This window comes from Stenotrophomonas sp. Steno-Z1, assembly GCF_056393175.1.
The window spans coordinates 127664-147713 of the sequence record NZ_JBWJPB010000004.1; the positions used below are offsets into that span (position 1 = coordinate 127664).

16 protein-coding genes are annotated in these 20050 nt (G+C 68.8%); 6 read left to right on the top strand and 10 right to left on the bottom strand.

Annotation, left to right across the window (positions count from 1 at the left end; translation table 11 throughout):
* Positions 1 to 89: 89 nt before the first annotated feature.
* The 6 genes from aroG to AC06FD_RS13040 all read right to left on the bottom strand — a co-directional run bounded on the left by aroG (position 90) and on the right by AC06FD_RS13040 (position 5557).
* A complete protein-coding gene (gene aroG / locus AC06FD_RS13015) occupies positions 90 to 1163 on the bottom strand; it encodes a 3-deoxy-7-phosphoheptulonate synthase AroG (protein ID WP_478078031.1) in 1074 nt (357 codons plus the stop codon).
* A gap of 350 nt (positions 1164 to 1513) precedes the next feature.
* Positions 1514 to 2257, bottom strand: coding sequence for a DNA alkylation repair protein (locus tag AC06FD_RS13020; RefSeq protein ID WP_478078032.1), 744 nt, complete (start codon positions 2255 to 2257; stop codon positions 1514 to 1516).
* A complete protein-coding gene (locus tag AC06FD_RS13025) occupies positions 2254 to 2748 on the bottom strand; it encodes a MarR family winged helix-turn-helix transcriptional regulator (RefSeq protein ID WP_478078033.1) in 495 nt (164 codons plus the stop codon). Before AC06FD_RS13025 ends, AC06FD_RS13020 begins: the two co-directional genes overlap by 4 nt.
* A 59-nt stretch (positions 2749 to 2807) precedes the next feature.
* A complete protein-coding gene (locus tag AC06FD_RS13030; protein ID WP_259210144.1) occupies positions 2808 to 3431 on the bottom strand; it encodes a 2OG-Fe(II) oxygenase family protein in 624 nt (207 codons plus the stop codon).
* A gap of 45 nt (positions 3432 to 3476) precedes the next feature.
* The gene (locus tag AC06FD_RS13035) at positions 3477 to 4814 is read right to left on the bottom strand and encodes a HAMP domain-containing sensor histidine kinase (RefSeq protein WP_478078132.1); all 1338 of its coding nucleotides are present in this window, start codon (positions 4812 to 4814) and stop codon (positions 3477 to 3479) included.
* 32 nt (positions 4815 to 4846) lie between these two features.
* Entirely contained in the window at positions 4847 to 5557 is a 711-nt protein-coding gene (locus AC06FD_RS13040; protein ID WP_259210143.1) for a response regulator, read from the bottom strand.
* Positions 5558 to 5670: 113 nt separating this feature from the next.
* Here AC06FD_RS13040 and AC06FD_RS13045 point away from each other — a divergent pair, with 113 nt between their 5' ends.
* Together AC06FD_RS13045 and AC06FD_RS13050 are read left to right on the top strand one after the other, a co-directional pair.
* Complete coding sequence (locus tag AC06FD_RS13045) at positions 5671 to 6588, top strand: aspartyl protease family protein (protein WP_478078034.1); 918 nt, start codon at positions 5671 to 5673, stop codon at positions 6586 to 6588.
* Positions 6589 to 6681: 93 nt separating this feature from the next.
* A complete protein-coding gene (locus tag AC06FD_RS13050) occupies positions 6682 to 7848 on the top strand; it encodes a serine hydrolase domain-containing protein (RefSeq protein WP_478078035.1) in 1167 nt (388 codons plus the stop codon).
* A gap of 122 nt (positions 7849 to 7970) precedes the next feature.
* On the opposite strand, the gene groL is transcribed toward AC06FD_RS13050, so the two are convergent.
* Both groL and AC06FD_RS13060 read right to left on the bottom strand, forming a co-directional pair.
* Positions 7971 to 9620: a chaperonin GroEL gene (groL, locus tag AC06FD_RS13055; protein ID WP_259210140.1), complete on the bottom strand. Its 1650-nt coding sequence runs from the start codon at positions 9618 to 9620 to the stop codon at positions 7971 to 7973.
* An 89-nt stretch (positions 9621 to 9709) separates the two neighbouring features.
* Positions 9710 to 9997, bottom strand: coding sequence for a co-chaperone GroES (locus AC06FD_RS13060; protein WP_259210139.1), 288 nt, complete (start codon positions 9995 to 9997; stop codon positions 9710 to 9712).
* Between the two features lie 698 nt (positions 9998 to 10695).
* Between AC06FD_RS13060 and AC06FD_RS13065 the strand changes: the two genes are divergently transcribed.
* The 4 genes from AC06FD_RS13065 to AC06FD_RS13080 all read left to right on the top strand — a co-directional run bounded on the left by AC06FD_RS13065 (position 10696) and on the right by AC06FD_RS13080 (position 15845).
* Complete coding sequence (locus AC06FD_RS13065) at positions 10696 to 12498, top strand: endonuclease (RefSeq protein WP_478078037.1); 1803 nt, start codon at positions 10696 to 10698, stop codon at positions 12496 to 12498.
* A gap of 70 nt (positions 12499 to 12568) precedes the next feature.
* Positions 12569 to 12907: a divalent-cation tolerance protein CutA gene (gene cutA / locus AC06FD_RS13070; protein WP_259210134.1), complete on the top strand. Its 339-nt coding sequence runs from the start codon at positions 12569 to 12571 to the stop codon at positions 12905 to 12907.
* On the top strand, positions 12907 to 15270 hold the full coding sequence (locus AC06FD_RS13075; protein WP_478078038.1) for a protein-disulfide reductase DsbD family protein: 2364 nt from the start codon (positions 12907 to 12909) through the stop codon (positions 15268 to 15270). Before cutA ends, AC06FD_RS13075 begins: the two co-directional genes overlap by 1 nt.
* Positions 15267 to 15845 (top strand): TlpA family protein disulfide reductase, encoded by a 579-nt coding sequence (locus AC06FD_RS13080; RefSeq protein WP_478078039.1) that lies wholly within the window; start codon positions 15267 to 15269, stop codon positions 15843 to 15845. The genes AC06FD_RS13075 and AC06FD_RS13080 overlap by 4 nt, the downstream gene beginning before the upstream one ends.
* On the opposite strand, the gene AC06FD_RS13085 is transcribed toward AC06FD_RS13080, so the two are convergent.
* On the bottom strand, positions 15842 to 17137 hold the full coding sequence (locus AC06FD_RS13085; protein WP_449335122.1) for an anti-phage deoxyguanosine triphosphatase: 1296 nt from the start codon (positions 17135 to 17137) through the stop codon (positions 15842 to 15844). The genes AC06FD_RS13080 and AC06FD_RS13085 overlap by 4 nt on opposite strands.
* Before the next feature lie 261 nt (positions 17138 to 17398).
* Positions 17399 to 20035 carry an excinuclease ABC subunit UvrA gene (locus tag AC06FD_RS13090; protein WP_478078040.1) on the bottom strand — a complete coding sequence of 879 codons (2637 nt, stop codon included), beginning with the start codon at positions 20033 to 20035 and terminating at the stop codon, positions 17399 to 17401.
* Positions 20036 to 20050 lie beyond the last annotated feature (15 nt).

Below are 20050 nucleotides of genomic sequence, written 5' to 3' on the forward strand. Positions count from 1 at the left end.
CCGGTGCAAGCGGCGCCGGGTCCGCGCTGCAGCCACCCATGGGGTGGCTCTACGGGATCGATGTGCCTGTCCGATCACACGGCGACACGTTACGCCGCTTTGCTGACCCGCGCCGCGCGCCGCGCGCGCACCGCTTCGGCCAGGCTCTCCAGCACGGCCAGCGAGCTGTCCCAGCCGATGCAGCCATCGGTGATGCTCTGGCCGTAGGTCAGCGGCTGGCCCTCGACCAGGTCCTGGCGACCGGCGACGAGGTGGCTTTCCACCATCACGCCCACGATGCGCTCTTCGCCGTTGGCCAGCTGTGCGTTGATGTCGGCGATGACCTTGGGCTGGTTCTCCGGATTCTTGCTGCTGTTGGCGTGGCTGGCGTCGATCATGATGCGGGCGGCCAGGTGCGACTTGGCCAGCGTCTGGCTGGTCGCTTCCACGTGCGTGGCATCGTAGTTGGGCGTCTTGCCGCCGCGCAGGATGACGTGGCAATCCGGATTGCCGGCCGTGGCCACGATGGCGGTACCGCCTTCCTTGGTGACCGAGAGGAAGTGATGCGGGTTGGAGGCCGCGCCGATCGCGTCGGCGGCGATCTTGATGTTGCCGTCGGTGCCGTTCTTGAAGCCCACCGGGCACGACAGGCCCGAGGCCAGCTCGCGGTGCACCTGGCTTTCGGTGGTGCGTGCGCCGATCGCGCCCCAGGCCACGAGGTCGGCGATGTACTGCGGCGAGATCACGTCGAGGAATTCCACGCCTGCCGGCAGGCCGAGCTTGTTGATGTCGCGCAGCAGGCCGCGCGCCACGCGCAGGCCCTTGTTGATGTTGAAGCTGCCGTCCAGGTCCGGGTCGTTGATCAGGCCCTTCCAACCCACGGTGGTGCGCGGCTTTTCGAAGTACACGCGCATGACGATTTCCAGCTCGTCGGCGTAGGCATCACGCAGCGGCTTGAGGCGCTGGGCGTATTCGATGGCGGCGACCGGGTCGTGGATCGAGCACGGGCCGATCACCACCGCCAGGCGGTCATCGCGGCCGTGCAGGATCTCGTGCAGGGCCGCGCGCGAGGCGCTGACCGTGTCGGAGGCTTCATCGTCGCAGGGCAGCATGGCCAGCAGTTGGGCCGGCGGGGTCAACGGTTCGATCTTGCGGATGCGCAGGTCATCGGTGTGCGGGGGCATGCGGGGAAACTCCTTGGAAGTGGGGGTCCCCAGCGCGACGGCAACAAAAAAGCCGCCAGGTGCGCTGGCGGCTTTCGGGAATGCGTCTGAAGGTTTCTTCAGGGTGAGCGCATGCCTTCCTCCGCCGGTGGCTTCGGAAAGTAATACCAAAAGTAGGCGTTGGCGGGGCGTGCGTTCATTGGGGAGTATTGATAGCACAGGTTTTGTGCGGCGCAAAATGTTTCATTCGCAACTGGGGTGCTTGGTTGGGGGAATTGCAGGTGAGTGGAGCCGGCCGAGCGACGGTTGCGGGTGGAGCCAGCCGACCAACGGTCGGCTCTACGGTGGAGCCAGCCGACCAACGGTCGGCTCTACAGGGAGCGTTGGGCGCGCTTGCGGATGTAGGTGTTGGCGGGGTGGTCGGCGTGGCGCTGCTGCCATGCAGCGCAGCGTTCGCGTACCCAGTCGGGCTGGCTCTTGCCGGCATCATTGAGCCAGTTGCCCACCGAGTCCTGCACGTAGCGCGATTCATCGCAGCACAGCGCGTCGAGCAGCGCGTGCGCGTGCTGCGGCGCCTGCTTCAGCAGGGCGATATGCGCGGCCCATACGCCACGCGGACGCAGTGCTTCGCAGGCGAAGCGGCGGACGTTGGGCGAGGCATCGGCCGTCCATGGCTGCACGTGGGCCAGCACCCGCAGCGGGTCTGCGGCGATGTGCGGGCGTACGGCCAGCCACGCCCATTCGCGTACGCCGAAATGCGGGTCGTCGGCCAGCGCGCGCAGCGCGTCGAGCTTGTGTTCCAGCGACAGGCGCGGGTCGCTGCCGATCAGGTAGCAGGCCCAGCCACGCACGGTGTCGCTGCGGTGGTCGATCCACTGCGCCGGATCGCCCAGGGCGTGCGCACGCAGCAGCGTGGCCGCGCCCTGCATGCGCAGGGTGATGCCGCTGTTGGCCGCCTTGCGCATGTTGGCCACTGCCGCCGCCGGCAGCGACGGCGCGATGCTGGCCAGCAGCCGGGCGAAGTCCACCGCCAGGATCTCGGCCAGGTGGGTCGCTTCGGCCTCACCCCCGTCGAGCTGGGCGCGGCGTTCGCGCGAGAGCGCCTGCTTCTTCATGCTGCCTGCCCCGCATCGGTACGCGCCCAGATGCGGCACAGCATGCCACTGAGCAGGGTGCGTTCGTCATCACCAAGGTCGGCGAACAGGCTGCGGATCCACTGGGTGTGCTGGTCGAATAGGGACACTGCCAAGGCCTCGCCGGCCGGGGTCAGGCAGACGTTGACGCGGCGCTTGTCGTCCGGGTCGGCGTGCCGGTCCAGCAGCCCGTCGCGCTCCAGCCCGTCCAGCAGCCCGGTGATGGTGGCGCGGGTCACCCCGGCGCGCTCGGCGAGCTGGTGCGGCGACAACGGCGCTTCGGCCCCCTGCAGCAGGAACAACAGCACGAAGCGGCCTTCGCTCAGGCCCAGCGGGGCCAAGCGGTGCGCACAGTCCTGGTCGATCGCAGCGGCCAGCGACAGCAGCTGGAAGCACTGGGCCAGGCCATCGGGCTGCGGGTGGCCACGGCGCTGCATCTCGGCCAGGAACGCCTGGTGTTTCAGGGCCAGCATGGAGGTTCCGGAGGATGATTAGGCGCCTAATCATACCCTGTGCCGCGCGCAACGTGAGTTCAGCGCGCCGGCGGCGGGGCGGCGTCGAAGAACATCAGGTAGACCAGGCGACCGTTCTCGATGCGGTCGCCGAACGCGGGGCCGGCGGTGTGCCACAGCCACGGGCGCAGCAGCACCAGGCGGTTGAAGCGCATCGGCACGCGCATGGTCATTTCCCACTGGCTGTCGTCGGCGCTGTCGCGCTCGATGATGTCGCGGTGCATGGCCGCGCGGTCTGGATAGCCGTGCCGCGCCAGCTCGGCCTCGTCCAGCGCCAGGCGCTCGGTGCCGGTGCGGCGATGGCGGAAGAATTCGGTGCCGCCCTGGCAGTCTTCAGGCGCACTGAGGTAGAGGATGCCCGACCAATGCGAGCGGTCCACGTGCACCTTGGCGCGGCCCACGTCATGGGCCAGGGTGATGCGGAACTTGCCGTGCGACTGCAGCGGCGAGACCACGCGCAGCGGTTCGTTGACCAGGCGGGACGCGGCATGCGCCAGTCCGTCGATCTCCAGGCGCTCGATCGAGTTGCGGCCGGGGAAGGCACCGTCCTGCTCGGGATAGGTCAGCTGCAGTGCGGCGTTACGCAATCCCTGGGCATCGGCGGCCGCCAGGAAGTCGTCGACGACAATCATGGAAGTAGGCATGCCGAGAGCCTAGCGGTGGCGCTCGACGCCAGCAAGGCGCCTGGGTCACGTATGCCGCCCGGCAAGGCTGGGCCCGGCCGGTTGCGCGAGCGGAAGGCAGATCCGCGCGACCAGGCCGCCGCCGTCGCGCGCCAGCAGGTGCAGCTCGCCGCCATGCTGACGCGCCGCGCCCTGCGCGACGGCAAGACCCAGGCCGATGCCGCCGGTGCTGCGGTTGCGCGAGCCCTCGTGGCGCTGGAACGGCTGCAGCAGGCGTCCCTTGTCGGCGTCGGCGATACCGGGACCGCGGTCGGCCACCTCCAGCATCACCACGCCATCGCCTGCCTCCAGCCGCAGCTCGGCCGCCCCCGCATAGCGGACCGCGTTGTCGATGAGGTTGTCCAGCGCGCGCCGCAGTTGCAGGACATCCACGGCCAGGCTGACGTGCGCGGCATGCGTGAGGCGCACGTCGGCGCCGCGCGCCTGCGCGTGCTGGGCGCATTCCTCCAGCAGCAGGTGCAGCGCGGTGGGGTGGCGCTGCGCGGGATGCAGTTCGCCACGCGCATAGTCCAGCACCTGGTCGATCATGCTGGTCATGCGCGCGATGTCGGCCACCATGCGCTCGGCCTGGGCCGGTGGTGCGCTGTCGGCGCGCAGGCGCAAACCGGTGAGGGGAGTGCGCAGGTCGTGGGCGACGGCGGCCAGCATGCGGGTCACCTCATGGGCCTGGTCACGCAGGCGCTCGCGCGCCGCGTTCATCGCCTCGGCCATCACCTGCACCTCGCGCGGCCCTTCCACCGGCAGGCGCGCGGTGGACTGCAGCGACAGGTCCGCGCTGGCATCGGCCAGGCGGCGCAGCGGGCCGGTCACGCGCAGCGCCAGCCAGGCCGCCAGTGGCGCCAGCAGGACCGCGCCGGCCAGCAGGGCCAGCAGCACCTGGCGCCGCCATTGCAGCAGCGCACTGTAGTCGGCGCCCACCACCGTCCACTGGCCATCGGCGTGCTGCACGGCCAGTTCGAACGCCGGCCACAGCAGGCCCGGCAACAGCAATGCCTCTTCCACCGTGGCACGCTGCTCGGGGCCGCTGGCCAGCAGTTGCCCCTGCTTGATCACCTGCACCTGCACGGCGGTGGGATCGGTGCTGCGCTGCCAGACCGTGCGTACCCGCGCGCGCGGCACGCCCAGGCGAGCGGCCACCACGCTGCTCATCCAGTCGTTGTCACGGCCGGCGGGCGGCTGCGCTTGCCGCCAGCGGCGCAGGCCGAGGTCGGCCGCGGCGCGCTCGCCGGCCATCACCTGCACTGCCTGATGCAGGTTCATCTGCGGCGCGGCGGGGCTGGGCAGCGCCCACACCACGGCGAAGCTCACCGCCTGCGCCACCAGCAGCGTGGACAGGGTCAGCAAGGCCACCCAGGTGGCGGTGCGCCAGGGGCGGCTCATCGGCGGGACACCGGGGCTGCGAAGCGATAGCCCTCCCCGCGCAGGGTCTGCACCAGCGCGTCGCCGCCCGTGGCGGCCTGGGCGAGCTTGCGGCGCAGGCGGCTGACCGCCAGGTCGACGGCGCGATCGAACGGTTCACTGTCCTCGCCACGGGTCAGGCGCAGCAGCTGCTCGCGGCTGAGCACGCGACCGGCGCGTTCGGCCAGCACCCGCAGCAGCGCGAACTCGCCGCGGGTGAGGGGCACCTCGGCGGCCTGCGGGGTGAGCAGGCGATGCTGCTCCAGCTGAAGTTGCCAGCCCTCGAAGTGCAGGGTGGTGGACGGCGCCGCCCCCTCTTTCCTGTCGGCGCGGCGCAACAACGCGCGCACGCGGGCCAGCAGTTCGCGCGGGTCGAACGGCTTGGCCAGATAATCGTCGGCGCCCATCTCCAGCCCGATCACGCGGTCGGGGGTGCTGCCCATCGCGCTGAGCATCAGGATCGGGATGCCGCTGGGCTGCAGGCGTCGGCAGACCGACAGGCCGTCCTCGCCCGGCATCATCCAGTCCAGCACGATGAGGGCGCTGCGTTGCTGGGCCAGCAATGCATCGAGCATGGCCGCATCGGCCGCCACCCGCACCTGGTAGCCGTGCTGGCGCAGGCAGTCGGCGATGGCGTCGCGGATACTGGCGTCGTCGTCCACCACCACGATGTCGATTGCTGCAGGCATGCGCCGATTATGGCGCGGGTTTGTATCGGGACTGTATCGGCACGCGTGCCAGCACGACATCGCGGCGATACAGCCAGCGGGTGTCATGTCCTTTCCCCAACGGAGACCGCCCCATGCGCATTACGCCCCTGCTCGCCCTCGCCTGCCTGGCCACCCTGCCCGCGCAGGCCGCCACGGCCACCCATGAAATCCCGATGTGGATGCAGGGTGGCCACCCGACCGTCGCGGTGCGGCTGGGTGACAGCGTGGAGCCGCTGCACTTCGTGATCGACAGTGCGGCCGGGGCCACGGTGATGGACCAGGCCACGGCGCGACGGCTGGGACTGGATGACCCGGAAGCGGCAGGCGTCGAGGTGGAAGGCGCCACCGACAGCAGCGCGGTGCTGCGCCGCACCCGCAGCACCCGCTGGCAGGTAGGCACGCTGTCATTCGAGGCCGCGACCATGCAGACCGACCTGAGCCGGCTGGGCAAGGACGGGCGCCGCATCGACGGCATCCTCGGCAACGACGTCACCAACCGCTTCGATACCACCTTCGATATCGCCGGCCAGCGCGTGCTGCTGCAGCCGCCGGGCCCGATGCCGGCGGACGCCGGGTGCGTAGCCAATGCCGTGCCGGTCCGCGACGCGAGCATGCAACGGTTCGGCTTCATACCGGTGCAACTGGGCTCGACGGCGGTGGAGGCGATCGCGGTGGTGGACACCGGCGCGGCACAGACCGTGCTCAACAGCGCCGCGGCCAGTGCGCTGGGCCTGCGCACCGATGGCAGCGATGCGCGCGTGCGGGTGCGCGAAAAGGGCACGCGTGGGCTGGGCGACCGCGTGATGGAGACCTGGCTGGCCACCCTGCCGGGCCTGCGCATGGGCCGTTGGCAGCACGCCCCGCTGGAGGTGCGGATCAGTGAACTGCCGGTGTTCGCCTCGCTGGGATTGAAGGAGCGACCGGCATTGATCCTGGGGGCCGATGCGATGGCCGATACGCGGGTGCAGATGGGCAGCGGCGCGGCCTGGATCTGCCTGCGGCGCGGGTGACCGGGCCCGGCCGGTGGTCACGATGACCGCCGGCACTGTGCCGGCGGGGCCGCCGCGGTAGCATGCGCCACACCTCCCGCTGGAGTGCCGTGCATGCGCCTGTTCGCCGTGTTGCTCGCCGTGGTGGCCCCCGTGACCGCCCTCGCTGCGGCCCCGCCCGCCCCACCACCGATGGCCGACGCCGCTGCAGTGGAGGCGGAAATGGCGCGCTTGATGCGCGCCACCGGGGCGCAGGGGTGGGCCGTGGCGGTGGTCGATCAGGGCAAGGTGGTGCAGCTGCATGCGGCCGGAAAACGCAACGCGGCCGGCGACCCGCTGACGACCGACACGGTGATGTACGGCGCGTCGCTGACCAAGATGGCCTTCGCCTACATGGTGATGCAGTTGGTGGACGAGGGGGTGCTGGACCTGGACCGGCCGATCGGCGCGTATTTGGAGCGCCCGTTGCCGGATTACCCGGCAGAGAAGCAGTACGCGCCCTGGCCGGACCTGAAGGACGACCCGCGCTGGCGACGCCTGACCGCGCGGATGCTGCTCAGCCATCGCAGCGGATTCGCCAATTTCGCGTTCCTGGAGCCGGATGGAAAGCTGCGCCTGCACTTCGATCCAGGCACGCGCTACGCCTACTCCGGCGAAGGCCTGATCCTGCTGCAGTTCGTCCTGGAGCGCGGCTTGGGCCTGGAGGTGGGCGCGGAGATGCAGCGGCGGGTGTTCGACCGCTTCGGCATGACCCGCACCAGCATGACCTGGCGCGCCGACTTCGCCGGCAACCTGGCCGACGGCTGGACCCAGGACGGCCGCACCGAACCACACGACGAACGCAGCCGGGTGCGTGCGGCGGGCTCGATGGATACCACCATCGCCGACATGGCCCGCTTTGCCGCCGGCTACGTACGCGGCGAGGGACTGTCGGCCAAGGCGCGGGCAGCGCTGGTCCGCGCGCAGTGGCCGATCACCACGGCCAGCCAGTTCCCGACCCTGCAGGACGCGCTGGCGCCCGCGCAACGGCGCCGCGACCTCGCCGCCGGGCTGGGCGTGGTGGTATTCCAGGGGCCGCAGGGGCGCGGGTTCTACAAGGGCGGCCACGACGATGCGGTGGGCAACACGCTGGTGTGCGTGGCGCGGCGCCAACGCTGTGTTGTGGTGCTGGGCAACGACGTGCGCGCCGAAGCGGCGTTTCCTGCGCTGGTGCGGTTCGTTCTGGGCGAGACCGGCGTGCCGTGGACGTGGGAGTACGGGGGCAAGGCGTTCGTGGAGTGACGTCGACAACAAAAAACCCCGCCTTCCGGCGGGGTTTTTCGTCGTGCGTTGGCGGATGGTGGTACCGACCACGGTCGGTACCTACCGCTCCGATGTGTGCCGACCGATGGCCGGCCTCTCCATCAGAAGTCCATGCCGCCCATGCCGCCCATGCCACCCATGCCGCCGCCCGCTGCGCCAGCGCCGTCATCCTTCTTCGGGGCTTCGGCAACCATGGCTTCGGTGGTGATCATCAGGCCGGCGATCGAGGCCGCGTTCTGCAGCGCCGAACGGGTCACCTTGGTCGGGTCCAGGATGCCGAATTCCAGCATGTCGCCGAATTCGCCGGTGGCCGCGTTGTAGCCGTAGCTACCGGTGCCTTCCTTGACCTTGTTGACGATGACCGACGGCTCTTCGCCGGCGTTGGCGACGATTTCGCGCAGCGGGGCTTCCATCGCGCGCAGGGCGATCTGGATGCCGTGGTTCTGGTCTTCGTTGGCACCCTTCAGGCCGGCCAGTGCGGTGACCGCACGGACCAGGGCCACGCCGCCGCCCGGGACCACGCCTTCTTCAACGGCTGCACGGGTCGCGTGCAGGGCGTCGTCGACGCGATCCTTCTTTTCCTTCATTTCGATTTCGGTCGAGGCGCCGACCTTGATCACGGCAACGCCGCCGGCCAGCTTGGCCACGCGTTCCTGCAGCTTTTCACGGTCGTAATCGGACGAGGTGTCTTCGATCTGGGTCTTGATCTGGGTCACGCGCGCATCGATGTTGGCCTTCTCGCCGGCACCGTCGATGATGGTGGTGTTTTCCTTGGAGACCTGCACCTTCTTGGCGCGGCCCAGGTCCTTGATCGTCGCCTTTTCCAGCGACAGACCGATTTCCTCGGAGATCACGGTGCCGCCGGTCAGCACGGCCATGTCTTCCAGCATCGCCTTGCGACGGTCGCCGAAGCCCGGTGCCTTGACGGCCACGACCTTGACGATGCCACGGATGGTGTTGACGACCAGGGTGGCCAGCGCTTCGCCTTCGATGTCTTCGGCGATGATCAGCAGCGGCTTGCCGGCCTTGGCGACGCCTTCCAGCACCGGCAGCAGGTCACGCACGTTGGAGATCTTCTTGTCGTGCAGCAGCACGTAGGGATCGTCCAGGTCGGCGGTCTGCGACTGCTGGTTGTTGATGAAGTACGGGGACAGGTAGCCACGGTCGAACTGCATGCCTTCGACGACGTCCAGCTCGTTGTCCAGGCCCGAGCCTTCTTCAACGGTGATGACGCCTTCCTTGGTCACGCGGCGCATCGCTTCGGCGATGATGTTGCCGATCGACTCGTCGGAGTTGGCCGAGATCGTACCGACCTGGGCAATGGCCTTGTCGTCGGCGGTCGGCTTGGAGATGTTCTTCAGCTCGGCGACGGCGGCGATGACGGCCTTGTCGATACCGCGCTTGAGGTCCATCGGGTTCATGCCGGCAGCGACAGCCTTGGCGCCTTCGCGGATCAGGGCCTGGGCCAGCACGGTGGCGGTGGTGGTGCCGTCGCCGGCGTCGTCGTTGGTGCGGGAAGCGACTTCCTTCACCATCTGGGCGCCCATGTTCTCGAACTTGTCAGCCAGTTCGATTTCCTTGGCGACGGACACGCCATCCTTGGTGATGGTCGGGGCGCCGAAGCTCTTCTCGAGCACGACGTTGCGGCCCTTCGGGCCCAGGGTGGCCTTCACGGCATTGGCGAGCACGTTGACGCCGCGCACCATGCGCGAGCGGGCATCTTCACCGAAACGAATATCTTTGGCAGCCATTGCGATTACCTTTTATGGAGAGCCGGGCCAAGCCCGGCTGCTTGAATGGGGGAAATTGCGGACGCGCCGGCACGGGCCGGCGGCATCACTCAGCCGACGATGGCGAGGATGTCGTCTTCGCGCAGGACCTTGTACTCGACGCCTTCAGACTTGTAGCTGCTGCCGGCGTACTGGCCGTAGATGACCTTGTCACCGACCTTCAGCGACGGCGCGCGGACGCTGCCGTTGTCCAGGGGCTTGCCCGGGCCGACGGCCACGACTTCACCCTTGGTCGACTTTTCCTTGGCGGAATCCGGAATCACGATGCCGCCGGACGAGATTTCGTCGGCTTCGATCGGCTTGACTACAACGCGGTCATGAAGCGGCTTGATGCTCATGTGAGACCCTTTTAAGTTGTTGATTGGTCTAGGAAAGTCTGGCGATGTTAGCACTCGCACAAGGCGACTGCCAGCCACGCTCACGAAAAAACCCGGCAGTGCGGGTACGGAGCAGAGATGGTGCTGGGTGCGCGCCTTTCAAGGGGCAGGGTCGAAATTTTTCCGGGCTGCGTGTGGGTTCAAGGGCAAACGCAAAGGCAAAGCTTCCTGTGCCCGTTCGGGACTGCCGCGAGCGTGAGGGCCCCGTAGCGGCCGGTAGGCCCCTGGCGTAGTGTCCCCCGGCCTGCGGCCTCCTCCTTGATTTTGCCCAGGAGCCTACCGGCCGCTACGGGGCTCGGCTTGCGGAAACAAGCGGGAAAGCCGGCTTCTGACTTTGGTCGGTGGGTCGGGCGATGGGCCCGCATGCCCTTGGAGGCGAAATAAAGGAGGAGGGGGCGGCCGCAGGCCGACGCCGGGGGACATTTGCCGGAAAGGGTATGGGGGCCCAGCGCCCGATCCACCGACTCCCGCTTGAGGCGAAATAAGGGGGAGGCGTCGCCGGAAGGGTATGGAGCCCCAGCGCCCGGCCTACCTCCCCCACCAACCGCCATTTTCTTGACGCACGTCCCACTGTGGGAGGCCGATTACGACACATCGATAGATGTGTCATCTGGATTGATTAGATTCGGCCGGCGATACCCAATCACAAGGAGACGTAGATGAGGTTGCTCACACCGCTGTCCCTGGGGTGCCTGCTGGCGTTGGCCGGCACCGCCCAGGCGGATGTATTCATCAATGAACTGCACTACGACGACAGCACCGCCGCCGGCGACGTCGGCGAGGCCATCGAGGTGGTGGCCACCGGTGGCGAGGACCTGTCCAGCTACCGGCTGTACCTCTACAACGGCAGCACCCCGTCGGCGGCCACCGTGTACGCCAACAACCCGGTGCCGGCCGGCAGCGCGGCCAGCTGCGGCAAGGCCAGCATCGCCACGGTCAGCTACCCGAGCAACGGCATCCAGAACGGCGCCAATGACGGCATCGCGCTGGTGGATGGCAGCGGCAAGGTGGTCCAGTTCATCAGCTACGAAGGCACCATCACCGCCGCCGGTGGTCCGGCCGCGGGCCTGACCAGCCAGAACATCCCGGTCAGCGAGAGCAACAGCACCGCCCCGGGCACCTCCCTGCAGCTCACCGGCAATGGCAGCCAGTACGCCCACTTCACCTGGGCAGCCCCGGGCGCGCAGACCTTCGGTGCCTGCAACGCCGGGCAGACCTTCAGCGGCGGCGGTGGCACCGGCCCGAACACCCCGCCCTCGGTGAGCACCACCACCCCGGAACAGGGGGCCAGCACCTTCCCGGCCGCCGCCGACCTGGGCGTAACCTTCAGCGAAACGGTCAGCCTGGCCAGCGGCGCCTTCGTGCTCAGCTGCGGCCAGTCCGGCACGGTGCCGCTGACCCACGCCAGCAGTGGCAGCCGCTTCACCCTGTCCACCAACACCGCCCTGGTGGCTGGCGAGGCGTGTCGCTTCGATATCCGCGCCAGCCGCATCACCGATGCACAGGGCGCGCATCCGGCCGCCGACACCCGCATCGCCTTCACCGTGGCCAGCGGCACTGGCAACCCGGACCCGGGCAACCCCGATCCCGGCAACCCCGGCACGCCGGGCGAGTACTACTCGCGGGTCAACACCAGCAACCCGAGCCAGCTGCGCTGCTCGCTGCACGAGACCATCAAGGGCCACACCGCCTACCCGTACAGCGGCTCGGGCACCAGCACCTGGACCATCCTGGAGATCGCCGACGAGGATCCCAACAACAGCGGCAAGATCCTGGACGCCTACCGCAACCGCAGCTACACCAAGGTGAGCGGCCGCGCGGGCACCGGCAGCGGCCTGACCTACAACCGCGAGCACACCTGGCCCAATTCGCTGGGCTTTGCCAGCACCACCGGTGACAAGGGCCTGCCGTATGCGCCCTATACCGACACCCACATGCTGTACCTGACCGACGCGCAGTGGAACGCCGACCGCGGCAACAAGCCGTTCGGCAAATGCGACAGCAACTGCGGCGAACGCGCCACCGAGGCCAACAACGGGTTCGGCGGTGGCAGCGGCGGCTACCCGGGCAACTCCAACTGGGTCCGCACGCCGGACGGCAACACCGGCACGTTTGAAGTGTGGGGCCACCGCAAGGGCGACATGGCGCGCGCGGTGATGTACATGGCAATCCGCTATGAAGGGGGCAAAGACGCCAAGACCGGCCAGTCCGAGCCGGACCTGGAACTGACCGACGACCGCAGCAAGATCGTCAAGACGTCGGCCTCGCCGGCCTACATGGGCCTGCTCTCGACGCTCATCGAGTGGCACCTGGCCGACCCGCCGGATGCCGCCGAACGTGCCCGCAATGAAGTGATCTACAGCTTCCAGGGCAACCGCAACCCGTTCATCGACCACCCCGAGTGGGCGACCCCGGGCCTGTTCACCTCGGCCAAGCCGAGCACCTGCCAGCTGCTCAACTGAGCCCCGCCGACCGGCGCCGCAACGGCGCCGGTCGGACCATTGGCATCCCACGGTCCTATACTCGGCGGTCATGTCGATCGCTGATCCCGTATTCATTCTGTTCACCACCTGCCCCGACGCGGCGACCGCGGCGCGGCTGGCGCGTGCGCTGGTGGAAGAACGCCTGGCGGCCTGCGTTACCCGCCTGGACGCGGCGCACGCCACGTACCGCTGGCACGGGGAGATCTGCGAGGACCACGAGGTCCAACTGCTGATCAAGACCACCGGCAGCCGCCTGGACGCGGCCATCGCGCGCGTGCAGGCCCTGCACCCGTATGAACTCCCGGAGTGCATCGCGGTCGAAACCCGCGCTGGCCTGCCGGCGTACCTGGATTGGATTCGGGCACAGACCCGAGAGGAAATTGATTGATGACCCTGTTTGGTCGTGTTGCCGCGCTGTGCGCGTTGTTCGTGGTGTCCCTGCCGGCGCTGGCTGTCAGCGAGAAGGACCTGCTGCCGGTGGACGAGGCCTTCGGGCTGAGTGCGCAGGCGCGGGATCGCGACCGCATCGAGATCAGCTGGAAGATCGCGCCGGGGTACTACCTCTACCGCCATCGCACCACGGTCAAGGCCGACGCCGGCTTCGCCGCCGAGGCGCTGCAGATGCCGGCCGGCAAGAAACACCAGGACGATTTCTTCGGCGAGGTGGAAACCTACCGCGAACGCCTGACCGCGGTGCTGCCGGGCAAGGCCGCCGACGGCACCGACACGGTGACGCTGGAGATCCGCTACCAGGGCTGCGCCGACGCTGGCGTGTGCTACCCGCCGCAGAAGCGCAGCGTCAAAGTGACGTTGCCCGCCGGTGCGGGGAGCAGTGCAGCGGTGGCTGCGGCGGCACCGGCCACGGGCTCGCCTTTCAACAACCCGTTGGCCGGCAACAGCGGCGGTGGCCTGCGCCTGCCGGGTACCAGCACTGCCCAGGCACTGCCGCTGCCGTCCGAGCGCGCCTTCGGCTTCGATGCGATCGTCGACGATGGCAACACGGTGCTGCTGCGTTTCAGCCCGGCACCGGGCTATTACCTGTACCGCGACCGCACCTCGCTGAAGCTGGAAGGCGCCGCCGGCCTGCGCGCGGACAAGCCGTTGTGGCCCGCGGCCAAGTCGCACCGCGACGAACACTTCGGCGACGTGGCGGTCTATTTCGACCAGGTGGACGTCAAGTTGCCGCTGCGCCGCAGCCGCCCTGAGGCGGTCGACACCACCCTGGTGATCACCTTCCAGGGCTGCCAGACCGACGGCATCTGCTACCCGCCGATGACGCGCCGGGTGAAGCTGTCGCTGCCCGCCGGCAAGGTCAACGCCAGTGCCGATGAAGCCGCGCACAGGAACGACGTGATCGCCCCGCTGCCGGGCAAAATCACGCGTACCAACGTGCGCGAGCGCGACACGGCCGGGATCGCCACCCAGCCGATGCTGATCCGCCCGAACGAGACGGCGCCGGCGGCGATCGATGCCGGCGTGGCGCCCGACGCCAGTGCCGACAACGCGCAGCGCACCCGCCCGCCGGGCGACGACGCCGCGCCGACGACCTTGATCGGCGCACTGCTGCTGGCCCTGCTGGGCGGCCTGATCCTCAACCTGATGCCGTGCGTGCTGCCGATCCTGTCGCTGAAGGTGCTGGGCGTGGCGCAGAGCGGTGAGAGCCGCCAGCGCGCGCGCAGCCATGCGCTGTGGTACACCGCCGGCGTGCTGGTGGCGTTCGCGGCGATCGGCGCGCTGGTGCTGGCGCTGCGCGCCGCCGGCCAGGCGGCCGGCTGGGGCTTCCAGCTGCAGCACCCGTGGTTCATCGCCGCGCTGGTGTACCTGATGTTCACCGTGGGCCTGAGCCTGTCCGGCGTGTTCACCCTGGGCGGCAGCCTGGGCGGGATGGGCCAGTCGCTTGCCGCGCGCAGTGGCCCGGTCGGCGACTTCTTCACCGGCGTGCTCGCCTGCGTGGTGGCCAGCCCGTGCGTGGCGCCGTTCATGGGCCTGCCGCTGGCCTACGCGTTCACCACCGATACCGTGCCGGCCCTGCTGGTGTTCCTGGCACTGGGCCTGGGCCTGGCGCTGCCGTTCCTGCTGATCGGCTTCATCCCTTCGCTGGCCAAGCGCCTGCCGCGCCCCGGCGCCTGGATGGAGACGCTCAAGCACGTGCTGGCCTTCCCGATGTACGGCACGGCCATCTGGCTGCTGTGGGTGCTGGGCAAGCAGCGCGGTGTGGATGCGATGACCCTGGTGCTGGGCGGGCTGGTGGTACTGGCGCTGGCGCTGTGGTGGTTCGAGCGCAGCCGGTGGCGCAGCCACCGCGTCGGCAGCCTGCTGGCCGTGCTGCTGCTGCTCGGCGCGTTGCTGCCGGTGTGGGGCGTGACCCGGCTGGCGCCACCGGCCAAGGCCGCGGTGGCCGCCGCCGACAACGTGGTGGCGTACTCGCCGCAGATGCTGGACCGGCTGCGCCAGGACAACCGCGTGGTGTTCGTCAACATGACCGCCGACTGGTGCGTGACCTGCAAGGCCAACGAACGCGCGGTGCTGGGCACCAACGCCTTCCACGACACCCTGCGCCGCACCAACGCGGTGTACATGCGCGGCGACTACACCAACGTGGACCCGGACATCACCGCGTTCCTGGATGAACACAAGGCCGTGGGCGTGCCGCTGTACGTGGTGTACGGCCCCGGCGCGCCGCCGACCGTGCTGCCCACCGTGCTGACCCAGGCCATCGTGGAAGAAGCGCTGCTGCGGACGGCACGATGAGCCTGCGGCCACCCCACCGGACGGTGCTGGTGGCCGCGGTTGCCGCCGTGGTCGGGATCGGTGCCGGGGTGTGGTTCTTCGACCGCGCCGCGACGCCGTCGCCGCCGAGCGTGCGCTCCCCGGCGTCTGCCGCGGGCATCGGCGATCCGCTGCCGGCGATCACCCTGCCGGACATCAACGGCCGGCCCGTGGACCTGGCCACCTTCGGCGGCCGCGCACTGCTGATCAACGTGTGGGCCAGCTGGTGTGGCCCGTGCGTGGAGGAGATGCCGGCGCTGGCGGCATTTTCCGCCGCGCAACCGGCCGGCGGCGTGCAGGTGCTGGGGCTGGCCCTGGACACCGAGGAGGGCGTGCGCGGATTCCTGGCCCGCGTGCCGGTGGCCTACCCGATCGTGCTCGATACCCCCGGCCCGACCGATGCCAGCGTGCGCCTGGGCAATCGCCAGGGGCTGCTGCCGTATTCGGTGCTGGTGGATGCGGACGGGCGCATCCTGAAGCAGAAGCTGGGGCCGTTCCAGGCCGGTGAGATCGAGGCGTGGGCGGCACCCGAGCGCGCCCCGCCCGCCGCCCACTAGAGCCGGTCGAACACCGACCCCGACGAGGGGGTGAATATCTTGTGGTACAGGCGGGTGGCGTAGTCGTCGGTGGTGCCGGCGAGGTAATCGCAGATGGCGCGCATCCCGTACTGCCGGTGCTCGCCCTGCTGCTTCTCCGGCAGCAAACGCGTGGGGTTGTTGGCGATCGCATCGAACAACCGGATCACCATCTGCTGGCCCTTGTACTCCAACGTCTGCACCTCGGCGGTCTTGACCACCTTCTGGACGACGAAGCTCTGGAGCAGATCGAGCTCGGCGCGTTTGGGCGCTTCCATGCTTGCCGAGAGACCGAACAGGCGGTTGGCGAAGTGGCCGTTCTCGATGATCGAGCAGCTGCGGATGAAGTAGCCGACCAGGTAACTGATGGCATGCTTGCGCTCGCGGCTGCAGCCGGAGAACAACTCCCGGGTGATCCAATCGATTTCCTGCGCCAACGGATAGCGCGCGGCGTCGTCCTTGATCCGGTCATGGACGTGGGTCCGCCACTGCTGCTCGCTGACGAAGCGCAATGCGATGGCATCCTCAAGATCATGCACGCCGTAGGCGATGTCGTCGGCCAGCTCCATGATCGATGTGTCAAAACCCTTGTGACAGGACTTGGCGTGCCTGCCCTCCATTTTCTGCACGGCCATGAATGTTGCGCGCTCGCCCGCAGCAAGGGGTTCCAGCACGAAATCGACCGATACCGCGTCGCAATCAAAGACGCACTTGGGAGGCTTATAGGCGTCCAGATTGGACGGCGCGTCACGCCCACTGTACTTGTCCGCATTCACTACTGCCGAATGTAGTACCGGGTACTTGATCAGGCCCAGCAATGTCCGCCGCGTGAGATTGAGGCCGGAGTGAATCGAGTATTCACCCAGCTTGGTGGCGATCCTGAGGGTCTGCGCATTACCCTCGAAGCCCCCTTCGTTACGCATGCAGTAGTTCAGCGCGACCTCGCCACCATGCCCGAAGGGCGGATGACCGATATCGTGCGCGAGCGCGATCGCCTCCACGAGCTGCAGCGATGGAAGAAATGCCTGGTAGTCCTCATAGGCAGGATCGCCCTGCAACTGCTCGACGATGCCGCTGGCAATCTGCGCGACCTCGATGGAATGGGTCAGGCGAGTACGGTAGAAATCGCTCTCGCCCAGCCCAAGCACCTGGGTCTTGCCCTGGAGGCGACGAAAAAAGGCTGAGTGGATGATGCGCGCCCTGTCGCGCCCGTACTGGTCCCGATGCGGATCGTCCTGCCCCGTTGCATCCTGCCGCCGCGCCCAGATTTCCATGTCCACCTCTCATTCCAACAGATGGCGCGAAGCTAGCATTCCACGCGCGGTCAAACGCCTGCCACCGCGCAGAATCCCACAATTCCTATGCCGCGCATCGCCTCAGCTCCACCCGCACGCAACGAATCCCAGGTCGGGCCGCTCGCGGCGCCCGACCCACCGACGGAAGTCAGAGAGCCTCGCTCCTCGCCCGTACCGCAAGCCGAGCCCAGTCGCGCACGACAGACCCGACCGAAGACACAGCCCAATGGGACGAAAACCTTATTTGAACCAGCGCCGCAGGTAACGCGCAGTCGCGCCGGTGGTGACGCGGCTGACCTGCGCAGGCGTTCCAGCAGCGACGATCGTACCGCCCTGCTCGCCCGCGCCCGGGCCGACGTCGATCACCCAGTCCGCATCGGCGACCACGCGTAGATCGTGCTCGACCACCACCACCGTGTTGCCGGCGTCGACCAGCCCGTGCAACTGCGCCATCAGCTTGTCCACGTCGGCCGGATGCAGGCCGGTGGTCGGCTCGTCCAGCACGTACAGGCTGCTGCCGTGCTGGCTGCGCTGCAGTTCGGTGGCCAGCTTGATCCGCTGCGCCTCGCCGCCGGACAGTTCGGTAGCCGGCTGGCCCAGCCGCAGGTAGCCCAGGCCGATATCGCGCAGCAACTGCAGCGGGCGCTGCACGGGTGCTTCCTCGGCGAAGAACAGCAGGGCTTCCTCGACCGTCATCGCCAACACCTGCGCGATGTTGCGGCCGTTCCATTCCACTTCCAGGGTCTTGGCGTTGTAACGCTGGCCGTGGCAGGTCGGGCACGGCGCGTAGACACTGGGCATGAACAACAGCTCGACATGCACGAAGCCTTCGCCCTCGCAGGTATCGCAGCGGCCTTGGGCCACATTGAAGGAGAACCGCCCGGCGCTGTAGCGGCGCGCCTTGGCCATCCGCGTGCCGGCGAACAGCCGACGCACGTGGTCGAACAGGCCGGTGTAGGTGGCCAGGTTGGAGCGCGGGGTGCGCCCGATCGGTTTCTGGTCGACGTTGACCAGCCGCTTGATCGCCTTGGCGCCGGCGTGCAGGCGGCCACGGGCGCGCTCGATGCTGCTGGGCACCGGCAGCTCGCTGTCCACCTCTTCCACCACCGGCTCGTCGCCGAGGTGCTCGCCGACCAGCTCCACCAATGCCTGGCTGACCAGGCTGGATTTGCCCGAACCGGACACACCGGTCACGGCGGTGAACGCCCCGAGCGGGAAGCGGGCGTCCAGGCCGTGCAGGTTGTTGCGGTGGATGCCGCGCAGTTCCAGCCAGCCCGCCGGCGTGCGCGGCGTGCGCCGTTCTCCGCGACCGGTCTCGAACAGGTATGGCGCCGTTACCGACGCCTTGACCGTGCGCAGGCCCTCGGGCGGCCCGCTGTAGAGCACCCGCCCGCCGTGCTGGCCCGCGCCGGGACCCACGTCGACCAGCCAGTCCGCGCGCCGCAGCATCTCCAGGTCGTGCTCGACCACGAACAGCGTGTTGCCACCGGCCTTGAGCTGGTCCAGCGCGCGGTACAGCGCCTCGCCATCGGCCGGGTGCAGGCCGGCAGTGGGCTCATCGAGCACGTACACCACGCCGAACAGGCTGGAACGGATCTGCGTGGCCAGGCGCAGGCGTTGCAGCTCACCGGGCGACAGTGTCGGGGTGGCGCGGTCCATCGACAGGTAGCCCAGGCCCAGGTCCTGCAGGGTGCCGATGCGCTCGACCAGGTCGTGGGCGATGCGCTGGGCGGCAATGCGCTTTTCCTCGGACAGGTCCGGCGTGCGGCGCACATCGCTGCCGCCCACATGCGAGGGCCCCCCGGCGGCCGCGCGCGCCTGCAAGGCCTTGCGGCCCGCCGCGCGGCTGCGCGTGGCCGCCGTGGTGGGCGCATCGAAGCGGCCCTCGGCGGCCGGGCGCAGCGCTTCGGCCATGGCACTGAGCGAAAGCTGCGACAACGCGCCGATATCCAGCCCGGCAAAGGTCACCGACAGCGCTTCGCGCTTGAGCCGCTTGCCGTCGCAGACCGGGCACGCGGTGCCGACCATGTAACGGGCCACGCGCTTTTTCATCATCGCGCTCTGCGTGGTGGCGAACGTGTGCAGCACGTAGCGGCGCGCACCGCTGAAGGTGCCCATGTAGCTGGGCTCTTCCTTGCGGCGCAGCGCGGCGCGGGTTTCGGCCGGGGTGAAACCGGCATACACCGGCACCACCGGCTGTTCTTCGGTGAACAGGATCCAGTCGCGCTGCTTCTTGGGCAGGTCGCGCCACGGGATGTCCACGTCGTAGCCGAGGGTGACCAGGATGTCGCGTTGGTTCTGCCCGTGCCAGGCCGGTGGCCAGGCGGCGATGGCGCGCTCGCGGATGCTCAGCGACGGGTCCGGCACCATCGACGCTTCGGTCACTTCATACACGTGGCCCAGCCCGTGACAATGGGGGCAGGCACCCTGCGGCGTGTTGGGCGAGAAGTCCTCGGCATACAACATGGGCTGCTTGGCCGGATACGTGCCGGCCCGCGAATACAGCATGCGCAGCAGGCTGGACAGCGTGGTGACGCTGCCCACGCTCGAGCGCACGCTGGCGGTGCCGCGCTGTTGCTGCAGCGCCACCGCCGGTGGCAGGCCGTCGATCGCATCCACGTCGGGCACGCCGACCTGGTCGATCAGCCGGCGCGCGTAGGGCGACAGCGATTCCAGGTAGCGCCGCTGCGCCTCGGCATACAACGTACCGAAGGCCAGCGACGACTTGCCGGAGCCGGAGATGCCCGAGAACACCACCAGTGCATCGCGCGGGATGTCCACGTCGACGTTCTTGAGGTTGTGTTCGCGGGCGCCGCGGACGCGCACGAACGCGGCCGCGGCGGCGGAAGAGGGGGCGGGCTTGCGACGAGTGCTCATCCGCGCAGGATAGTG

Bases quoted from the DNA above. Each gene is read 5' to 3' on its own strand.
- aroG (WP_478078031.1), bottom strand. From the start codon at position 1,163: ATGCCCCCGCACACCGATGACCTGCGCATCCGCAAGATCGAACCGTTG.
- AC06FD_RS13020 (WP_478078032.1), bottom strand. From the start codon at position 2,257: ATGAAGAAGCAGGCGCTCTCGCGCGAACGCCGCGCCCAGCTCGACGGG.
- AC06FD_RS13025 (WP_478078033.1), bottom strand. From the start codon at position 2,748: ATGCTGGCCCTGAAACACCAGGCGTTCCTGGCCGAGATGCAGCGCCGT.
- AC06FD_RS13030 (WP_259210144.1), bottom strand. From the start codon at position 3,431: ATGCCTACTTCCATGATTGTCGTCGACGACTTCCTGGCGGCCGCCGAT.
- AC06FD_RS13040 (WP_259210143.1), bottom strand. From the start codon at position 5,557: ATGCCTGCAGCAATCGACATCGTGGTGGTGGACGACGACGCCAGTATC.
- AC06FD_RS13045 (WP_478078034.1), top strand. From the start codon at position 5,671: ATGCGCATTACGCCCCTGCTCGCCCTCGCCTGCCTGGCCACCCTGCCC.
- AC06FD_RS13050 (WP_478078035.1), top strand. From the start codon at position 6,682: ATGCGCCTGTTCGCCGTGTTGCTCGCCGTGGTGGCCCCCGTGACCGCC.
- groL (WP_259210140.1), bottom strand. From the start codon at position 9,620: ATGGCTGCCAAAGATATTCGTTTCGGTGAAGATGCCCGCTCGCGCATG.
- AC06FD_RS13060 (WP_259210139.1), bottom strand. From the start codon at position 9,997: ATGAGCATCAAGCCGCTTCATGACCGCGTTGTAGTCAAGCCGATCGAA.
- AC06FD_RS13065 (WP_478078037.1), top strand. From the start codon at position 10,696: ATGAGGTTGCTCACACCGCTGTCCCTGGGGTGCCTGCTGGCGTTGGCC.
- cutA (WP_259210134.1), top strand. From the start codon at position 12,569: ATGTCGATCGCTGATCCCGTATTCATTCTGTTCACCACCTGCCCCGAC.
- AC06FD_RS13075 (WP_478078038.1), top strand. From the start codon at position 12,907: ATGACCCTGTTTGGTCGTGTTGCCGCGCTGTGCGCGTTGTTCGTGGTG.
- AC06FD_RS13080 (WP_478078039.1), top strand. From the start codon at position 15,267: ATGAGCCTGCGGCCACCCCACCGGACGGTGCTGGTGGCCGCGGTTGCC.
- AC06FD_RS13085 (WP_449335122.1), bottom strand. From the start codon at position 17,137: ATGGAAATCTGGGCGCGGCGGCAGGATGCAACGGGGCAGGACGATCCG.
- AC06FD_RS13090 (WP_478078040.1), bottom strand. From the start codon at position 20,035: ATGAGCACTCGTCGCAAGCCCGCCCCCTCTTCCGCCGCCGCGGCCGCG.